Annotated in this window: 14 protein-coding genes; 5 read left to right on the top strand and 9 right to left on the bottom strand. The window is 67.4% G+C overall.

The features are described 5' to 3' along the window. Positions 1-3: 3 nt before the first annotated feature. Both PKO50_RS14585 and PKO50_RS14580 read left to right on the top strand, forming a co-directional pair. Positions 4-2,412, top strand: coding sequence for a TonB-dependent receptor (locus PKO50_RS14585; protein WP_275630127.1), 2,409 nt, complete (start codon positions 4-6; stop codon positions 2,410-2,412). 482 nt (positions 2,413-2,894) lie between these two features. Next, positions 2,895-3,554, top strand: a complete 660-nt coding sequence (locus PKO50_RS14580) for a DsbA family oxidoreductase (protein ID WP_109934000.1) — start codon at positions 2,895-2,897, stop codon at positions 3,552-3,554. Between the two features lie 443 nt (positions 3,555-3,997). On the opposite strand, the gene PKO50_RS14575 is transcribed toward PKO50_RS14580, so the two are convergent. From PKO50_RS14575 to PKO50_RS14560, 4 genes are all read right to left on the bottom strand, one after another. Then, entirely contained in the window at positions 3,998-4,333 is a 336-nt protein-coding gene (locus PKO50_RS14575) for a ribonuclease E inhibitor RraB (protein ID WP_089392137.1), read from the bottom strand. 193 nt (positions 4,334-4,526) lie between these two features. Beyond that, the gene (locus tag PKO50_RS14570) at positions 4,527-6,785 is read right to left on the bottom strand and encodes a xanthine dehydrogenase family protein molybdopterin-binding subunit (RefSeq protein WP_275630126.1); all 2,259 of its coding nucleotides are present in this window, start codon (positions 6,783-6,785) and stop codon (positions 4,527-4,529) included. Between the two features lie 11 nt (positions 6,786-6,796). Continuing rightward, on the bottom strand, positions 6,797-7,255 hold the full coding sequence (locus PKO50_RS14565; protein WP_109934002.1) for a (2Fe-2S)-binding protein: 459 nt from the start codon (positions 7,253-7,255) through the stop codon (positions 6,797-6,799). 452 nt (positions 7,256-7,707) lie between these two features. Further along, positions 7,708-8,727, bottom strand: a complete 1,020-nt coding sequence (locus PKO50_RS14560; RefSeq protein ID WP_275630125.1) for a zinc-dependent alcohol dehydrogenase family protein — start codon at positions 8,725-8,727, stop codon at positions 7,708-7,710. 294 nt (positions 8,728-9,021) lie between these two features. Here PKO50_RS14560 and PKO50_RS14555 point away from each other — a divergent pair, with 294 nt between their 5' ends. After that, entirely contained in the window at positions 9,022-9,939 is a 918-nt protein-coding gene (locus tag PKO50_RS14555) for a LysR substrate-binding domain-containing protein (protein ID WP_109934004.1), read from the top strand. Between the two features lie 72 nt (positions 9,940-10,011). Continuing rightward, on the top strand, positions 10,012-10,578 hold the full coding sequence (locus tag PKO50_RS14550) for a TetR/AcrR family transcriptional regulator (RefSeq protein WP_275630124.1): 567 nt from the start codon (positions 10,012-10,014) through the stop codon (positions 10,576-10,578). 231 nt (positions 10,579-10,809) lie between these two features. Here the strand turns inward: PKO50_RS14550 and PKO50_RS14545 are convergent, their stop codons facing one another. Continuing rightward, positions 10,810-11,613: an SDR family oxidoreductase gene (locus tag PKO50_RS14545; protein WP_275630123.1), complete on the bottom strand. Its 804-nt coding sequence runs from the start codon at positions 11,611-11,613 to the stop codon at positions 10,810-10,812. Positions 11,614-11,909: 296 nt separating this feature from the next. Between PKO50_RS14545 and PKO50_RS14540 the strand changes: the two genes are divergently transcribed. Continuing rightward, entirely contained in the window at positions 11,910-12,071 is a 162-nt protein-coding gene (locus tag PKO50_RS14540) for a PSPA7_2676 family Cys-rich small protein (RefSeq protein WP_177412012.1), read from the top strand. A 45-nt stretch (positions 12,072-12,116) separates the two neighbouring features. On the opposite strand, the gene peaD is transcribed toward PKO50_RS14540, so the two are convergent. The 4 genes from peaD to peaA all read right to left on the bottom strand — a co-directional run bounded on the left by peaD (position 12,117) and on the right by peaA (position 16,679). Further along, entirely contained in the window at positions 12,117-13,238 is a 1,122-nt protein-coding gene (peaD, locus tag PKO50_RS14535) for a quinohemoprotein amine dehydrogenase subunit beta (RefSeq protein WP_275630122.1), read from the bottom strand. A gap of 29 nt (positions 13,239-13,267) precedes the next feature. Further along, positions 13,268-13,591 (bottom strand): quinohemoprotein amine dehydrogenase subunit gamma, encoded by a 324-nt coding sequence (gene qhpC, locus PKO50_RS14530; protein ID WP_009620363.1) that lies wholly within the window; start codon positions 13,589-13,591, stop codon positions 13,268-13,270. A 1-nt stretch (position 13,592) separates the two neighbouring features. After that, on the bottom strand, positions 13,593-15,023 hold the full coding sequence (peaB, locus tag PKO50_RS14525; RefSeq protein ID WP_275630121.1) for a quinohemoprotein amine dehydrogenase maturation protein: 1,431 nt from the start codon (positions 15,021-15,023) through the stop codon (positions 13,593-13,595). Positions 15,024-15,110: 87 nt separating this feature from the next. Next, positions 15,111-16,679, bottom strand: a complete 1,569-nt coding sequence (peaA, locus tag PKO50_RS14520) for a quinohemoprotein amine dehydrogenase subunit alpha (RefSeq protein ID WP_275630478.1) — start codon at positions 16,677-16,679, stop codon at positions 15,111-15,113. Positions 16,680-16,823 lie beyond the last annotated feature (144 nt).

Below are 16,823 nucleotides of genomic sequence, written 5' to 3'. Positions count from 1 at the left end.
CGCATGACCACCCGCCTCCGCCTCAAGCCCCACACCCTCGCCCTGGCCATCGGCCTGGCCCTGCACGGCGCCGCCCTGCCCGCCCTGGCCGCGGAGACCGCCAGCGTGCAACGCCAGTACGACATCGCCCCCGGCCCGCTGGGCGAGGTGCTGGCGCGCTTCGCCGCCCAGGCCGGCGTGCCGCTGGCCTTCGAGGCCGCCACCCTGAACGCCCGCCACAGCGACGGCCTCAAGGGCAGCTACGACGCCGAAGACGGCCTCGGCCGGCTGCTCGAAGGCAGCGGCTACCGCCTGGTCCGCAAGCCTAGCGGCTATGGCGTGGAGCCCATCGCCCAGGACGGCGAGGCCCTGGAAATGGGCGCCACCACCGTCAGCGCCGTGGCCCAGGCCCCCGGCGAGCTGCCGCCGGCCTACAGCGGCGGCCAGGTGGCCCGCGGCGCCCGGCTGGGCATGCTGGGCAACCAGGACATGCAGGACGTGCCCTTCGCCTTCTCCAGCTACACCGCGCAGACCATCCGCGACCAGCAGGCGCAGACCGTCGGCGACGTGCTGCTCAACGACGCCGCGGTGCGCCAGGGCAACGGCTACGGCAACTTCTCGCAGATCTTCGTCATCCGCGGCCTGCCGCTGAGCACCGACGACGTCTCGCTCAACGGCCTGTACGGCGTGACGCCGCGGCAGATCATCGGCACCGAGTCGCTGGAGCGCGTCGAGCTGTTCAAGGGCCCCAACGCCTTCATCAACGGCGTGACGCCCAGCGGCAGCGGCATCGGCGGCGCGGTGAACCTGCAGACCAAGCACGCCGAGGACATCCCCACCCGCAGCCTGAGCCTGGACTACGGCAGCGACAGCCAGGTCGGCGAACACCTCGACCTTGGCCAGCGCTTCGGCGAGGACAACCGCTTCGGCGCGCGGCTCAACCTGGCCCAGCGCGAGGGCGACACCGCCATCGACGACAACGCCCAGCGCTACAAGCTGGCCAGCGTCAACCTCGACTACCGCGGCGAGCGCCTGCGCCTGAGCGGCGACTTCGGCTACCAGAAGCAGCGCATCAACCAGGGCCGCCCGGTGGTCTACGTCGGCAGCGGCGTCACCAGCATCCCCCACGCCCCCGACGCCGACAGCAACTACGGCCAGGCCTGGAGCTACTCGCAGCTGGAAGACAGCTACGGCATGTTCCGCGGCGAATACGACCTCAACGACAACTGGACGGCCTACCTCGCCGGCGGCGCCAAGCACACCCGCGAGAACGGCAGTTATTCCTCGCTGACCCTGAGCGACGACAACGGCGGCGCCGGCGGCGGCACCATGGACGCCACCCACGACGAAGACAACAGGAGCGCCCTGGCCGGCCTCAACGGCCGCTTCCACACCGGCCCGGTGAGCCACCAGATGAACCTCGGCCTGGCCGGCATCTGGGCCGAACAGCGCAGCGCCTACCGCATGGCCCTGAGCAAGTTCCCGGCCAACCTGTACCACCCCGTGCAGGTCGCCAAGCCGGCCACCACCTTCTCCGGCGGCGACTACAACGACCCCGGCATCGTCGGCAAGACGCGCAACCGCAGCGCCGCCGCCTCCGATACCCTGGGCTTTCTCGACGACCGCGTACTGCTGACCCTCGGCGTGCGCCGCCAGAGCATCGGCACCGACGGCTGGAGCTACGCCGGCGTGCGCAACGCCGACTACCGCGAATCCATCACCACGCCGGTGTACGGCATCGTGGTCAAGCCCACCGACTACCTGTCGCTGTACGCCAACCGCATCGAAGGCCTGGCCGCCGGCCCCACCGCGCCCTCCACCGCGGTCAACGTCGGCGAGGTGTTCGCCCCGCAGCGCTCCAAACAGGTCGAGGTGGGCGCCAAGCTGGACTTCGGCAGCTACGGCGGCAACCTGGCGTTCTACCGCATCGAACAGCCCACCAGCGTCACCGACCCGGACACCAAGGTCTTCAGCGTCGACGGCGAGCAGCGCAACCGCGGCGTCGAGCTGAACCTGTTCGGCGAACCGCTGGACGGCCTGCGCCTGCTGGCCGGCGCCACCTGGATCGACACCGAGCTGCGCAACACCGCCGGCGGCGCCAATGACGGCAACCGCGCCATCGGCGTGCCACAGTTCCAGTACAACCTCGGCGCCGACTGGGACGTGCCCGGCATCGACGGCCTGGCGGTCAACGGCCGCCTGTTGCGTACCGGCGGCCAGTACCTGGACCAGGCCAACAACCTGAGCATCCCGGCCTGGACCCGCGTCGACCTGGGCGCCCGCTACCGCTTCAAGGTGGAACAGCGCGACGTGACCCTGCGCGCCAACCTGGAGAACGTGGCCAACGAGGCCTACTGGGCCTCCACCATCGGCGGCTACCTGACCCAGGGCGAGCCGCGCACCCTGCGGGTGTCCGCCACCGTCGACTTCTGAGGCCCCTGAGGTCGGTGCCGGCCGGGCGAGCCAGTGGCGTCGCCCGGCCTGCGTTCATTCGAAGAGCAGATCAGAACCGAAAAGGTAAATTTTTTATTTTTCAAATAGTTACATTATTTTTCGAATGTAAAATCTTCAGATAAGCAAGGAAATTCATACTTTAAAGAAAAATTTCAATTGAATATCAATTGGTTAAATGACACTTCAAGAAACGACTGAAAGAGCTGTAGCTTTTCCCGTCTGCCTCAAGGCGGCCAGATCCCAGGCGGGGCAAGGCCTGTAGCCTGCTCTCGGGTGGCCAGGAGAGCGCCCAAGTTAAAGTCATTTCTGGAATATAAATTTCAATTAAAAATCATGTAGTTATGAATAAAACCTAAAGTCAAAGGTGATGACAGGGGCACCCATCGCCCCGCAAGGCTGGATCATCCGACACAAAAAGGTCCATGCTTGAACCCTGAAACCCAAAGGCGGAGATCACCCGCATGCGCGAAGCCATCACCCTCGATTTCGTCTCGGACGTCGTCTGCCCCTGGTGCGCCATCGGCCTTTCCGGGTTGCTGGAAGCCATCCAGCGCGTCGACGGCGAGATCGACGTCGAACTGCACATCAAGCCCTTCGAGCTCAATGCCGACATGGCCGCCGAAGGCGAGGACCTGGTCGAGCACCTGCAGCGCAAGTACGGCAGCAGCGCCGAGGACATCGCCAGCAACCACAAGCGCATCCGCGACTTCGGCGAGGAAGTCGGTTTCCACTTCGACCTGCACAGGCGCCAGCGCATCTACAACACCTTCGACGCCCACCGCCTGCTGCACTGGGCCGCCGAACAGGGCCGCGACCTGGCGCTGAAACAGGCGCTGCTGCACGCCTACTTCGGCGAAGGGCGCAACATCAGCGACAGCGGGGAACTGCTGGACCTGGCCGCCGGCGTCGGCCTGGACCCGGTGCGCACCCGCGAGATCCTCGACAGCGACGCCTACGCCAGCGAAGTGATGGAGCAAGAGGAATTCTTCACCAGCCACGGCATCCGCGCCGTGCCGGCGGTGATCATCAACGGCCGCCAGCTGATCTCCGGCGCGCAATCGGCCGACTACTACGAAAAAGCCCTGCGCCAGGTGGCCGAGAAAGGCGAACCGGCGCCGTAGGCGCGGACTCCGTCCGCGATTGCCCCACCCGCACCATCCCGTAGGGCGCATAACGCCTACGGCGTTATCCGCCAAATCGCGGACGGAGTCCGCTCCTACGCCGGAGAGGGTTGTGGCTCCGTAGGATGGTGTTGAGCGAAGCGATACCCATCGCCATGGCCGCATGGGTTTCGCCAAGGCTCAACCCATCCTACGAAGAGCGCTTCGGTGCAACCGGCAAGACAGTTGCTCCTACGGTTCGAGGAAGCACGGTCGTAGGAGCGGACTCCGTCCGCGATTGGATTCACCGGCCATGCCGGACGTCCCGGTGGCGCGGCCATCGGCGGATAACCGCGAACGGTTATTCGCCCTACGGACATGCAATCCACCGGCAGGCATGGCGTCCGCTCGCCACCCACAAAAAAGCCGGGGACATGCCCCGGCTTTTTCCTACCCATCCCGCCTCAGAGCGCCGACCAGCCGTCGGTCTTGCCGCCCAGCGGCTCGGAATGCTCGGCCAGCAGCTCCTCGTAGCCACCGATGTTCTCGTGGGTGGGCTCCATCACCGGGTAGGCCAGGACCTGCCAGGGGTTGGCCGGGTCGCCGTCATACTCGGAATAGGCCACCTTCTGGCCGTTCTGCAGCAGGAGGATGGCGAAATCCAGCGCCGCCTGCTCTTCCGGGAAGATCACGGCGAATTCCACCTCACGCTCGAACGAAAGGTCCTCGCCATCTTCCTGCAGGGCCCACAGGGCGTCGCCGATCTCGTCGTCGGGGAAGAGTTGCTTGTCGCGGGTCATGTCACAGCTCCAGTAGAAAGGGGGCGCCCGGTCGGGCGCCTGCCCACAAGGATACCTGCCTTGGCGCGACCGCGCCGGAAATATCGGCGCATCGCCATGGTCGAGATTCGCCATCGAGGGAATCCACCAGGGCGCCTGGCGAAAAAAGCGACGGCCCGCCCCACAAGGAAACGGGCCGCCGTCGTTGCCGGCCTCAGGCCTGCAACTGGTTGCCGATCGGCAGGTTGCGGATGCGCTTGCCGGTGGCCGCCGCCAGGGCATTGGCCAGGGCCGGCGCCGCCGGCGGCACGCCGGGCTCGCCAACGCCGGTGGGCGCCTCGCTGGACGGCACTATGTGCACCTCCACCGCCGGCATCTCGTTGATCCGCAGCACCTGGAAGTCATGGAAGTTGGACTGCTCCACCACTCCTTCCTTGAGGGTGATGGCGCTGTGCAGGGCCATGGCCAGGCCATAGCCGATGCCGCCTTCCATCTGCGCGCGGATCACGTCCGGGTTGATCGCCAGGCCGCAGTCCACGGCGCAGACCACGCGGTCGACCTTGAAGCTCTTGTCGGCCTTCACCGTGACTTCCACCACCTGCGCCACGAAACTGCCGAAGGACTCGTGCACGGCGATCCCGCGGCCGCGCTTCTCGCCTTCCCCGCCGGCCTTCAGCGGCTGCTTCCAGCCGGCCCTTTCGGCCACCAGGTCGAGCACGCCCAGGTGCCGCGGGTACTTCTGCAGCAGCGCGCGGCGGAACTCGTACGGGTCCTTGCCGGCGGCGACCGCGGCTTCGTCGATCAGCGTCTCGGTGGAGTACGCCGTATGGGTGTGGCCCACCGAGCGCCACCACTGGGTGGGCACCTTGATCTCCGGCACCAGGGTCTGCTCCACGTGCAGGTTGGGAACGGCGTAGGGCAGGTCCGCCGCGCCTTCCACCGCCACCTTGTCGATGCCGTCCTTGACCATCACCTTCTCGAAGGGCGTGCCGACGATGAACGACTGTCCCACCAAATGCTGCTGCCAGCCCACCAGGTTGCCCTGGCCATCCAGCGCCAGCCGCGCGCTATGCAGGAAGGCCGGACGATAGTAGCCGCCGCGGGTGTCGTCCTCGCGGGTCCAGACCATCTTCACCGGGCCCTTGTGGCCGTGCTCGCGGGCCGCCTTGGCGATGGAGACGGCCTCCAGCACGTAGTCCGAGTGCGGATTGGCGCGGCGGCCGAAGCTGCCGCCGGCGTACAGCTGGGTGATGGCGACCTTCTCCGGGGCGATGCCGAGCAACTGCCCGACGGCCATCTGGTCGCCGGTCTGCCACTGCTCGCCGTTCCAGATCTCGCAGGCGCCGTCGGAGAGTTTGACCACGCAGTTCAGCGGCTCCATCGAGGCATGGGCCAGGTAGGGGAATTGGTACTCGGCCTCGATCAGCCTGGCCGGCTTGTCCAGCGCCTTGGCGATGTCGCCCTCGTTGCGCGCCACCACGCCCGGCTTGGCCGCCAGCTCCCGGTACCTGGCGAAGATCTCGTCGCTGCCCAGACGGAACGCGTTGCTCTCGTCCCATTCCACCTGCAGGGCGTCACGGCCCTGGCGCGCGGCCCAGGTGTTCTTCGCCAGCACGGCGACGCCGGCGAAGCGCGAGTCGCTGCCCGGGTACTGCACCACCGCCACCACGCCGGGTACGGCCTTGGCCTTGCTGTCGTCCACCTTCCCCGGCACGCCGCCGAAGCGCGGCGGGTGCGCCACCACGGCCACCAGCATGTCCGGCAGGTGCACGTCCTGGGTGAAGCGCGCCTGGCCATCGGTCTTGTCCTGGCTGTCCTTGCGCGGCAGCCTGACCTGGCCGATCAGCTTGAAATCCTTCCGCGCCTTGAGCTGCACGTCCGCCGGCACCGGCTGTTGGGCCGCCGCCTCGGCCAACTGGCCGAACCCGGCCTTGTGCCCGGAAGCCTTGTGCTCGACCACGCCGTCGTGCACCTCGATCTGCTCGGCCGGCACCTTCCATCGCTGCGCCGCGGCGGCTACCAGCATGGCCCGGGCAGTGGCCCCGGCCTTGCGCATCTGCTCGAAGGAGTTGGCCATGGCGCTGCTGCCGCCGGTGCCCTGCAGGGTGCCGAAGGCCAGGTTGGCGTAGCGCTTGGCGTCCGCCGGGGCGCCCTCGACGCGGACCTTGCTCCAGTCGGCGTCCAGCTCCTCGGCCAGCAGGGTGGCCAGGCCGGTGTAGCTGCCCTGCCCCATTTCCACGTGCTTGGCGATCACCGTCACCGTGTCGTCCGCGGCGATGCGCACGAAGGCGTTGGGTTCGAAGGCCTTGGCCGCGGCGGCCTCGGGGTCGCCGAAGCGGCCCAGCAGCGGCGCGAAGTAGATGCCCAGGGCCAGGCCGCCGGCGCCGCGCAGGAAATGCCGGCGGCTGAGGTTGAGGATGCCGTTGCCGGCGTCTTCCGGCTCGAGGCTGGCTCGTTGCTGCAGGTCTGCCATGTCGAGTCTCCTCAGGCCAGGTTCTGCGCGGCTTCGTGGATGGCCGCGCGGATGCGTACGTAGGTGGCGCAGCGGCAGATGTTGCCGCCCATGGCCGCGTCTATGTCGGCGTCGCTGGGGCTCCTGTTGCCGGCCAGCAGCGCCGTGGCGGACATGATCTGGCCGGACTGGCAGTAGCCGCACTGCACCACGTCCAGCTTGCGCCAGGCCTCCTGCACCGCCTTGCCGGCGGGTTGCCCGGCCACCGCCTCGATGGTGGTGACCTGCTTGCCGGCCACCGTCGCCAGGGGCGTCACGCAGGAGCGCGTGGGCTGGCCGTCGACGTGCACGGTGCAGGCCCCGCACAGGGCCATGCCGCAGCCGTACTTGGTGCCGGTGAGCAAGGCGACGTCGCGCAGCGCCCAGAGCAGGGGCATTTCCCCGGGCGCGTCGAATTCATGGTCCTTGCCGTTGAGTTTCAGCTTGATCATCAGGCGCTCACCTCTTGGTTCGGGTGATGTGGAAATGCGGAGCCAAGGCCGCTCCGTGGGAATGGATTCAGCCTAGGCGCTTCCCCGGCCGAATGCCGCGACGATACGGGAAAAGCCCGCCCAGTGGCTTGCCCGGTCCTGCGCAGGCTTGCCCGATCCTGCGCTGGGTGCGGCCGGGTTCCAGGAAGCACGGTCGTAGGAGCGGACTCCGTCCGCGATTGGATTCACCGGCCGCGCCGGACGCCCCGGTGGCACGGATGGCGGCGGATAACCGCGAACGGTTATTCGCCCTACGCCCCACCCACGCCGTTCCCCTGTAGGAGCGAGCTTGCTCGCGAACAGCTTCGGCACGGGGTTTGTTCGCGAGCAAGCTCGCTCCTACGAAAAGCGGGTGCGCAGAAACGCCGAAGCCACTCCGGGGAGTGGCTTCTGGCATTGCGCGGGACGGCAGGTCAGTCGGCGACCTTCATCACCACCCGGCCGCCGCTGGGGCAGCTTTCCATGTAGTTGCTGGCCTCGCGGAACCTGGCGAAGTCGAAGACCTTGTCGATGCTCGGCTTGAGCAGTTGGTCGGCGGTCATCTGGTTGATCGCCTGCAGCGCCCGCTGCACCGCCTCGTCGTTGCGCGTCAGGCCGATTTCCGGCTGGCCGGTGAAGTCCAGCACGCAGTGGCGGTAGAACTGCAGGTGCTTCTTGAAGGCCGCGCAGGCCGGGAAGGTGGCATCGTTGCCGCCGTTGATGCCGTAGAGGATCAGCTTGCCGCGCGGCGCGGCGACGTCGCCCAAGAGCTTCATCTGCGGGCCGGCGCACTGGTCCAGGACCACTTCCACGCCCTTGCCGTCGGTGAAGCGCTCGACCTCCAGCACCAGGTCCTGCTCCTCGGTGTAGATCACCTTGTCGGCGCCCAGGCTGCGGATGAAGTCGCGGGTGTTCTCGTGGCTGGTGGTGGCGATGACCTTGGCACCCAGCGCCTTGGCCAGCTGGATCGACTGCGGCGCCAGGCAGTGCCCGGCCTCGGTGATCAGCACGTGCTGGCCCGGCTGCAGCCTGGCCAGCTCGACCAGGGCGAAGTAGGCGTACAGCAGGCCGGTATAGTGCACCGCGGCCTCGACCGGGGTGAGGTTGTCCGGGTAGCGCGTCAGCGAGGTGCGCGGCATCACCACGTAGTCGCCCCAGGCCGGGTACTGGTTCGGCGAATCGGCCGGGAAGCTGGCCACGGCCATGCCGGGCGCAAGATCGGTGACGTTCGCGCCCACGGCCTCGACCACGCCAGCCAGTTCGTAGCCGATCCCGGCGGGCAGCTGGGCCTGGTCGGGCGCCAGGTTCTGCCGCCAGAGCACGTCGCGCCAGCTCACGCCCAGCGCCTGGGTGCGGATCAGGACTTCATCCGGCCCCGGTTGCGGGGTCGGGACTTCCTCGAGTTTGAGTACCGAGGCATCACCGAACTGGTGGAAACGGATCATGCGGGACATCACATACCTCGCCGTTGATGCTTTATAGCCACGGACTCTATCCGGGCTTTCTTGTGCTTGCTACCCACCGCTATCGATAGTCGACATAAATGCCGATGATTCCGCAGGCATATCAGTCGCGTAGGCCGGAACACCAGACGGCGCTCGAAAAAATGCGGCCTTGCAGGAGGGAAGCATAACGGCTGTTGAACGTCTTGCTAAGGAAGAATGCGGAAAATGATCAAGGACTTATCTGTCAGACCTTGACGCCAGACGCGCCGCGCTTCACTTTTCCCCCATCGTCAGGGAGAGCCCATGAACCGCAACGACCTCCGCAAGGTTGACCTCAACCTGTTGATCGTCTTCGAAACGCTGATGCACGAACGCAGCGTGACCCGCGCCGCCGAGAAGCTGTTCCTCGGCCAGCCGGCGATCAGCGCGGCCCTGGCGCGCCTGCGCAACCTGTTCGACGACCCGCTGTTCGTCCGCACCGGCCGCAGTATGGAGCCCACCGCCCGGGCCCAGGAGATCTTCGGCCACCTGTCGCCGGCGCTGGATTCCATTTCCACCGCCCTGAGCCGTGCCGCCGACTTCGACCCGGCCACCAGCAAGTCGGTGTTCCGCATCGGCCTGTCCGACGACGTCGAGTTCGGCCTGCTGCCGGCGCTGCTGCGCCGCCTGCGCTCCGAGGCGCCGGGCATCGTCCTGGTGGTGCGCCGCGCCAACTACCTGCTGATGCCGCAGTTGCTGGCCTCCGGCGAGATTTCCGTGGGCGTCAGCTATACCGACGAGCTGCCGGCCAACGCCAAGCGCAAGACCCTGCGCCGCAGCAAGTGGAAGGTGCTGCGCGCCGATTCGGTGCCCGGCCAGCTGAGCCTGGACGACTACTGCACCCGACCCCATGCCATGGTGTCCTACGCCGGCGACCTGGAAGGCTTCGTCGACGAGCAGTTGGCCGCGGTGGAGCGCAAGCGCCAGGTGGTGCTGGCGGTGCCGCAGTTCAACGGCCTGGGCGCCCTGCTCGCCGGCACCGACCTGATCGCCACGGTGCCGGACTACGCGGCCCTGGCGCTGACCGCCGCCGGCGGCCTGCGCGCCGAGGAGCCGCCCTTCACCCCGCGCCCTGCCGAGCTGTCCATGGTCTGGCGCGGCGCCCAGGACAATGACCCGGCCGAACGCTGGCTGCGCTCGCGCATCAGTATGTTCGTCGGCGATCCCGACAGCCTGGTCTGAGGCCGTTCGGCGCAGTTCCGGTTTCGGGGTTAGAATGACGATCAACATGTCATTCGATCCAGGACCAGCCCCATGCGCTACCCCGACGACCACAAGGCCCAGACGCGCCAGCGCATCATCGACGAGGCCTCGCGGCGTTTCCGCAGCGAAGGCGTCGAAGCCACCGGCCTGCAGACCCTGATGAAGGCCCTGGGGCTGACCCACGGTGGTTTCTACGCGCACTTCAAGTCCAAGGAAGAGCTGGTGGAGATCGCCCTGCAGGCGGCCTCCGACCAGCTCGCCGAGGTGGCCGGCGAGACCTTCCGCGGGCCGAACGCGCTGGCGAACTTCATCGACGACTACCTCTCCGAGCAGCATCGCGACCACCCCGAGCGCGGCTGCCCCTTCCCCACCCTGAGCGCCGAACTGGGCGCCCGCGGCCGCCCCAGCCCGACCACCGACCGGGCCCTGACCCAGCGCCTGGAGCGGCTGGAGAAGGTCCTGCCCGCGGAGCATCCGGCGGACCAGGCGGTGGCGACCCTGGCGACCCTGGTCGGCGCCCTGCTGCTGTCGCGCAGCGTGGCCGACCCGGCATTGTCCGAACGCATCCTGGAAAGCACCCGGCGCTATCTCAAGCGCGATATCGCGAGCGAACTGTAGGAGCGCGATTTCGCGCGCAGGGCCCGCTCCTACAGGGGAATAGCATGGGTGGGGCGACGTAGGGCGAATAACCGTTCGCGGTTATCCGCCGTTGGTCGCGCCACCGGGATGTCCGGCGCGGCCGGTGAATCCAATCGCGGACGGAGTCCGCTCCTACGTCCGTGCTTCCTGGAACCGTAGGAGCGGACTCCGTCCGCGATTTGGCGGATGACGCCGTAGGCGTTATGCGCCCTACGGGGTCGATTCCACCTGCACGCCGTAGCGCTCCGCCGGCAGGCGGCCGGAGAGGAAGGGCGCCAGGTTCTGCCGGGCCTGGGTGTAGGCCTCGAAGTCCCGCATGTCGGGCAGCGCCGGGATGGTGATGAGCTCGCCCTGGTCCAGCCCGGCCAGGGCGGCGTCGACCATGTGGCCGACTTCCATGAGGATGTCTTCCGGGACGTCGGTGCCCGAGCGGTCCCAGATTTCCGTGCGGGTGGCGCCCGGCAGCACCGCCTGCACGCGCACACCCAGGGGCGCCAGTTCCTGCTGCAGCGAGATGCTCAGGTTGAGCAGGAAGGCCTTGGTGCCGCTGTACACGCCGTTGAACTGCTCCGGCGCCAGGGCCAGGATCGAGGTGAGGTTGACGATGGTGCCCCGCCCCTTCGCGGCGAAGGCCTTGGCCGCGCAGCCGGCCAGGCGTGCCGAGGCCAGCACGTTGAGGGTGATCATCTGCTCCAGCTGGTCCAGCCCCGCCTCCACCATGCTGCCCTTGACCGCCATCCCGGCGTTGTTCACCAGCATGTCGATGCCGGCGTCCCCGGCCAGGCGCGCTTCCACCCGGGCGCGTTCCTTCGCTTCGGTCAGGTCCGCCGGCAGTATGTCGACGTCCACCCCGTACTCGGCCTGCAGGCAGGCGGCCAGGGCCGTCAGCCGCTCCCGGTCGCGGGCCACCAGCAGCAGGTCGTGGCCCCGCTCCGCCAGGCGCTGGGCGTAGGCCGCGCCTATACCGGCGGAAGCGCCGGTCACCAGTGCGCGGCCTTTGCTGTTCTTGCTCATCTCGTCACCCCGGGCCCTCGTGGCCCCCATCGTTCGAAACCTGGCGCGCACACCGGGCGCGCAGCCGCCGTCACCCCCGGATGCTAGGGATATGCCCCGGCGGGTCAATCGCCCGAAAAGACGACGGCAGTTGGAGCGACAGGCCCCGCCCCACGGGCCCCGCGTCGATTAGATTGCCCATTCTAGAGTGCCGGGCGGATGCTGGCCGCGACCGTCGCCAGACAAGAACAAGCCGGGGCGATCCGAACCCACTCTGCCTGTTCTGCGGTCGGGAGCCGCTCCCGACGGGAGGTCTCATGCGATTACGCTGCTTTTTCCTGGGCTGCCGCTGGAGCGAGGGCGTGCCCACCCGCGTGGGCGAGGTGCTGATGCTCCACCAGCGCTGCAGCCATTGCGGCGCACAACGCTACCTGAGCACGGAGGAAGCGGAGCCGGAGGTCGTCGACCCCGGCGCCTGAAAAAAAGCCCGACCGGGCGCCGCCAGCAGGCGGCGCCCGGCGTTTTCAGCGGATGAAGGCCTGGCTGGTGGTGATCGCCATGTCGCCGCCGGGCAGCTTCAGGTCGCCGATGCGTTCCAGGCTGTCGGCGTCGAAGATCGCCACGTCGTTCAGGGTGCCGGTCAGGTACAGCTTGGTGCCGGCCTTGTTGGCGGTCAGGCAGTAGTAGGAGTGGTCGAGGTTGGCCGCCTTCTCCAGCTTCTGCGCCTTGATGTCGTACTTGACCAGGCGGTTGAGCACGCCGTACATCACGTTGCGGTCCTTCGGCGAGCGGATGCCGCTGAAGTACACCTCGGTGACCGGGCCGAAGTCGACGGTCTCGGTCTTGCCGGTGGCCAGGTCGATGTTGAAGAAGCCGTACAGGTAGTCGGCGGTGGCCGGGTCCTGCTTGGCGTCCTTGAACTTCGCGGTGGTGTACAGCAGCGAGAAGTCGCGCGGGTAGGTCTGCTGGTTCCACACGTAGAGCACGTCCGGCGCCGCGTAGTTCGGGCGCTTCCAGTTGCGGCTGGGGATCAGCACGTCGAACTTGCCGGTCTTCACGTCCACCTTGTAGATGTCCGGGCCGGCCACGTACAGGGTGCCATCGTCGCCGGTCTGCATGATGGTCAGCTGGCGCGGTGCCGGGAAGGTGCGGATCGGCTTGGCGTCCATGCCGCCATCGGCGGCGTAGACCTGCAGGCGCGGCGGCTGCACCTCGTAGTGCTCGGCGAGGATCAGCGTCGGGTTGGCGATGGCGTAGACCTCCTTGCCGTCGTGGCTGACGGTCATGGAGAACATCGAGCGCGCGTTCTCGCCCGCCTTCTGCGCGATGGTGGCATGGAACACCGGCTTGCAGTCGTCCAGTTGCAGGCCGTAGATGTCCGCGTAGTGGTTGCTCAGCACGTAGGCGATCTTGCGGTCCGGCGACAGCTGGATCATGCCCGGGCCGTAGGCGCCGGGAACGGTACAGGTCTTGTAGAGCTTGTCGGTCTGCATGTCGATGACGTGCAGGTTGTTCGGGTAGTTGGTGGACACCAGGTACTCGTGGCCACTTTCCAGGGCCTTGTCCTCGTTGGCGGCGGCTGCGGCGTGCAGCGCGCAGGCCAGCGAGAGGCCACCGAGGACGGCGGCGAATGCTTTTCTGGACATGCAGTGCTTCCTCTTGTTCTTCTGTCCGCTCATTTGTCGTCCGGGAATACGGTGCCGAGGTTGCGCCAGTTCTCCGCGGAGGCCTGGGCGTCCTTGTTCCAGTCGGGGTAGGTGCTCATCATGTCCGGCACCTGGGCCGGCCACCAGCAGGGGTCGGAGCAGCCGTAGAGGTCGGCCTCCATCGGCTGGCACAGCGAGGAGACGCCGCCGAACACGTCGATCTCCCAGCCCGGGTCGGTGGTGGAGGCGCAGCCGGCGACCGAGTTCATCGCCACCACGTCCTCGATGCGGTCCTCGGCGGCAGCCTGCTCCAGCTGCTGTGCCTTGTTGTTGATCGCTTTGAGATGTTTCATGTCAGTGCGCCTTCCGCGGAGTGATGTGGCGGTCGATGAAGCTGGGGTTCGAGGCCATGATCCGGCTGTAGACCTCGATGCCGAAGTCCACCCAGTCCCTCATCAGTTCGCAGTAGTGGTAGGTGGGGTGCGCCGGGTCGCCGTAGCGCGCGTAGCTCTCGTGGTAGCAGCCGCCGGAACACAGGTTGCGGATGCGGCAGCTGGCGCAGCCGGTGTCGGTGCGGTCCAGGCGCTGCGAGAGGAAGTCGTTCAGCTCGGCCTGCTTGACCCCGGCGTGCACGTTGCCGAAGGTCGGCAGCGAGGAGCCGGTGAAGCGGTGGCACAGGTTCAGCTCGCCCTTGTGGTCCACCGCCAGCATCTTCAGCCCGGCGCCGCACGGCAGGGCCTTCTTCTGGCCCTCGTGGATGTCGGTGATCAGCTGGTGCAGGTTGGAGAAGCCGATGTTGCGCCCCTCCAGCGCCTCCGCCAGGTAGCGGCGGCCCAGGGCCTTCATGTTGGCGAAGACCTGCTTGAGCTCCTCGCCGGTCAGGTTGAAGCTGCTGATGTCGCCCGAGGTCACCGGGGCGAAGCCGACCTCGGCGAAGCCCAGTTCGTTGAACAGGTGGTCCCAGATGGTCTCGACGTCGGTGACGCCGGTGGTCAGGGTCACCCGCGCGCCCACCGGGCGGCTGTTGTAGCGCGACAGCAGCATGTCGGCCTTGCGCCGCACCACGTCGTAGGTGCCCTGCCCGCCCACGGTGATGCGGTTGCGGTCGTGCACGGTCTTGGGCCCGTCGATGCTGACGGACAGGCCGAAGCGGTGGGCGTTGAGCCAGTCGACGATCTCTTCGGTGAGCAGCGTGGCGTTGGTGGTCATGACGAAGTCCACCACCTTGCCCAGCTCGCCGAAGCGGCGCTCGCAGTAGGCCACCATGTGCTCGATCAGCGGCCGGTTGGACAGCGGCTCACCACCGAAGAACACCACGGTGTAGCGCTTCTCGTCGGGCGATTCCCTGAGCAGCATCTCCACCGAGGCCTCGGCGGTTTCCGCGCCCATCTTCTTGCCGGCGGAGGGCTTGTCCAGGTCTTCCTTGTAGCAGTAGGTGCAGCTGAGATTGCAGCCGGTGTTGACGTTCAGCACCACGGTGTTGAGCGCGGTGCGGTCGACTTTCTTGATGCCGATTTCAGGGGTGAGCGGCGAGCCGTCGCTGACCAGCTCCAGCGCGATCAGCTCGCGCAGGGTCTCGTCGATCTCGTTGGCCTCGAAGCGCCCGGCCAGGCGCTGCGTCAGCTCGTCCGGCGAGCAGGCGTGCCCGCGCAGGGCATCGATGATCCCGCCGGTCAGCTCGTCGCTGGCGAACAGCGAGGAGCTGGGGATGTGGAACAACAGGCGGTCGGCGTCCACCCGCACTTCGTGCAGGTTGCGTTCGACCAGATTCAAGATGGCGCCCATGGCGACCTCCCGGAACTTGCTTGGTACGCCCCGCCCGCGGGCGGGGTTCATGCGTTCAGTTCATCCGAACCCGTGTGACGCGGTGGATCACGGGATCGGCGGGTTGTTCCAGCGCTGCACGGTGACGATCATGTGGCCTTCGCCCTGGTGCGTCTTGCCGGCGTCGTCCACGGCGGCGATCACCTTCAGGTTGCCGGCGTTGTTGGTCATCATCTTGCGCTCGGGGTTGGGGCCGGCGTCGCCCGGGGTGAACACGCCGCTGGCGGCGTCCATCACACCGGCGAACTTGACGTCCTGGTCCTCTTTCGCACGGTCGTCGAAGGGCTCCACCGACCACTTGGCCGGGAACACGCCGATGCGGAACGGCTTGCCGTCGGCGCCCTTGCCCCAGGCCTCGGCGTCGAAGCTGCCCTGCACCTTGGGCGTGGAGCCGCCGTTGCCGCCGATGCGCGAGACGGAGAACTCCGGCACCACCTTGACCTCGGCGATGTCCTTGTAGACCGCCAGGCTGCCGCCCTTGGCAGTGCCGACGCTGACCTCGCGCTCGCCGGCCGCGGCCGCTGCGTCGGCCTTGACCTTCACGGTCACGCGTTCGGGGGTTTCGGACACCACCGAGAGCACCTCCACGCCCTTGCCGAACGACGGCTTGCCCTTCAGCCCACTGCCGATGACGCTGACCTCGGTCTCGCTGCCAGCCTTCAGGTACGCCGGCTGCACGCCCAGCACGTGGCTGGTGCCGTTCTGCGCGGCGACGAAGTCCAGGCCGAGTTCGTCATGGGCCTTGTCGAACATGCGGCCCTGCATCTGGCCCTTCAGCGCGGCGAACACCTGGCGCATGGTCACGTCGCCCACGGTGACGTTGCCGCGCCATTCGAAGCCGTTGTACAGCACCGCGCTGCCCTCGCCGTTGAACGGGGTGCCGTCGGCATACTGGCCCTTGACGCTGAGCTTGAACTGGTCGTCGGCGCCGCCGCTGACATTCATGGTGCCGGCCACGTCGCCCTTGCCCGGCATGTGCCCGGCGAAGCTCCATTCCCCGGCCAGGGACTCGGCCTTCGGCCGGTTCTTCTGCCAATCGCTCCAGGCCTTGCTGTCCAGCGGGAAGCGCTTGGCCAGTTCCGGGACCATCTCCTTCTTCGCCAGGTCGAACCAGTCGCGGTCGCGGGACAGCGCCTGGTATTCCAGCGACGGCCAGCGGCCCAGGTGGAAGTTCACCAGCTTCTCCCATTCCGCCGCCGGGCGGCGCTGCAGGGCGATGCGCGCGGCCGAGTGGCAGCGGGCGCACATCTGCTCGAAGTTGCTATCGAAGTGCTCGACGGTGTTCAGCCGGCGCTCCAGGGCGTAGCGCACGCCATCGGTCTCGCTGGGCGCCAGGCCCTGCTTGTCGGCGAGGAACTTGACCACCGCGCGGCGATCCTCGTCGCTGATCTTCAGGCCGTACATCACCTGCATCCGCGCGATGCTCATCAGCCAGCCCTCCGGCGTCTTGCGCTGGTGGCTGATGCGGCTCAGGGAATTGTTGCCCTCTGGGGTGTGGCACGCCATGCACTTGGCGTTGATGATGGTCTGGCCATCGGCGGCGTGGGCCGGCTGCTGCAAGGCCATGGCCATTGCGGCCAGGGTTCCGGCGCCCAGGTAGTGCCGAAGTCGTGTCATCTTCAAGATCAGGCCTCCTCGGTGTTTCTTGTTGAAATTGTTCTGTGCCCACCGCTGGGCGAACAGCTGGTTCCGTCTAGCTCTCCAGCTGTTTAGCAGGTTGTGTGCCACTACTGCGCAAGCCCCGCCGAATCAGGCCTTCGA

The organism is Pseudomonas sp. 273 (assembly GCF_029201425.1).
GTDB lineage: Bacteria > Pseudomonadota > Gammaproteobacteria > Pseudomonadales > Pseudomonadaceae > Pseudomonas > Pseudomonas delhiensis.
This window is presented reverse-complemented; position numbering and strand designations above follow the sequence as displayed.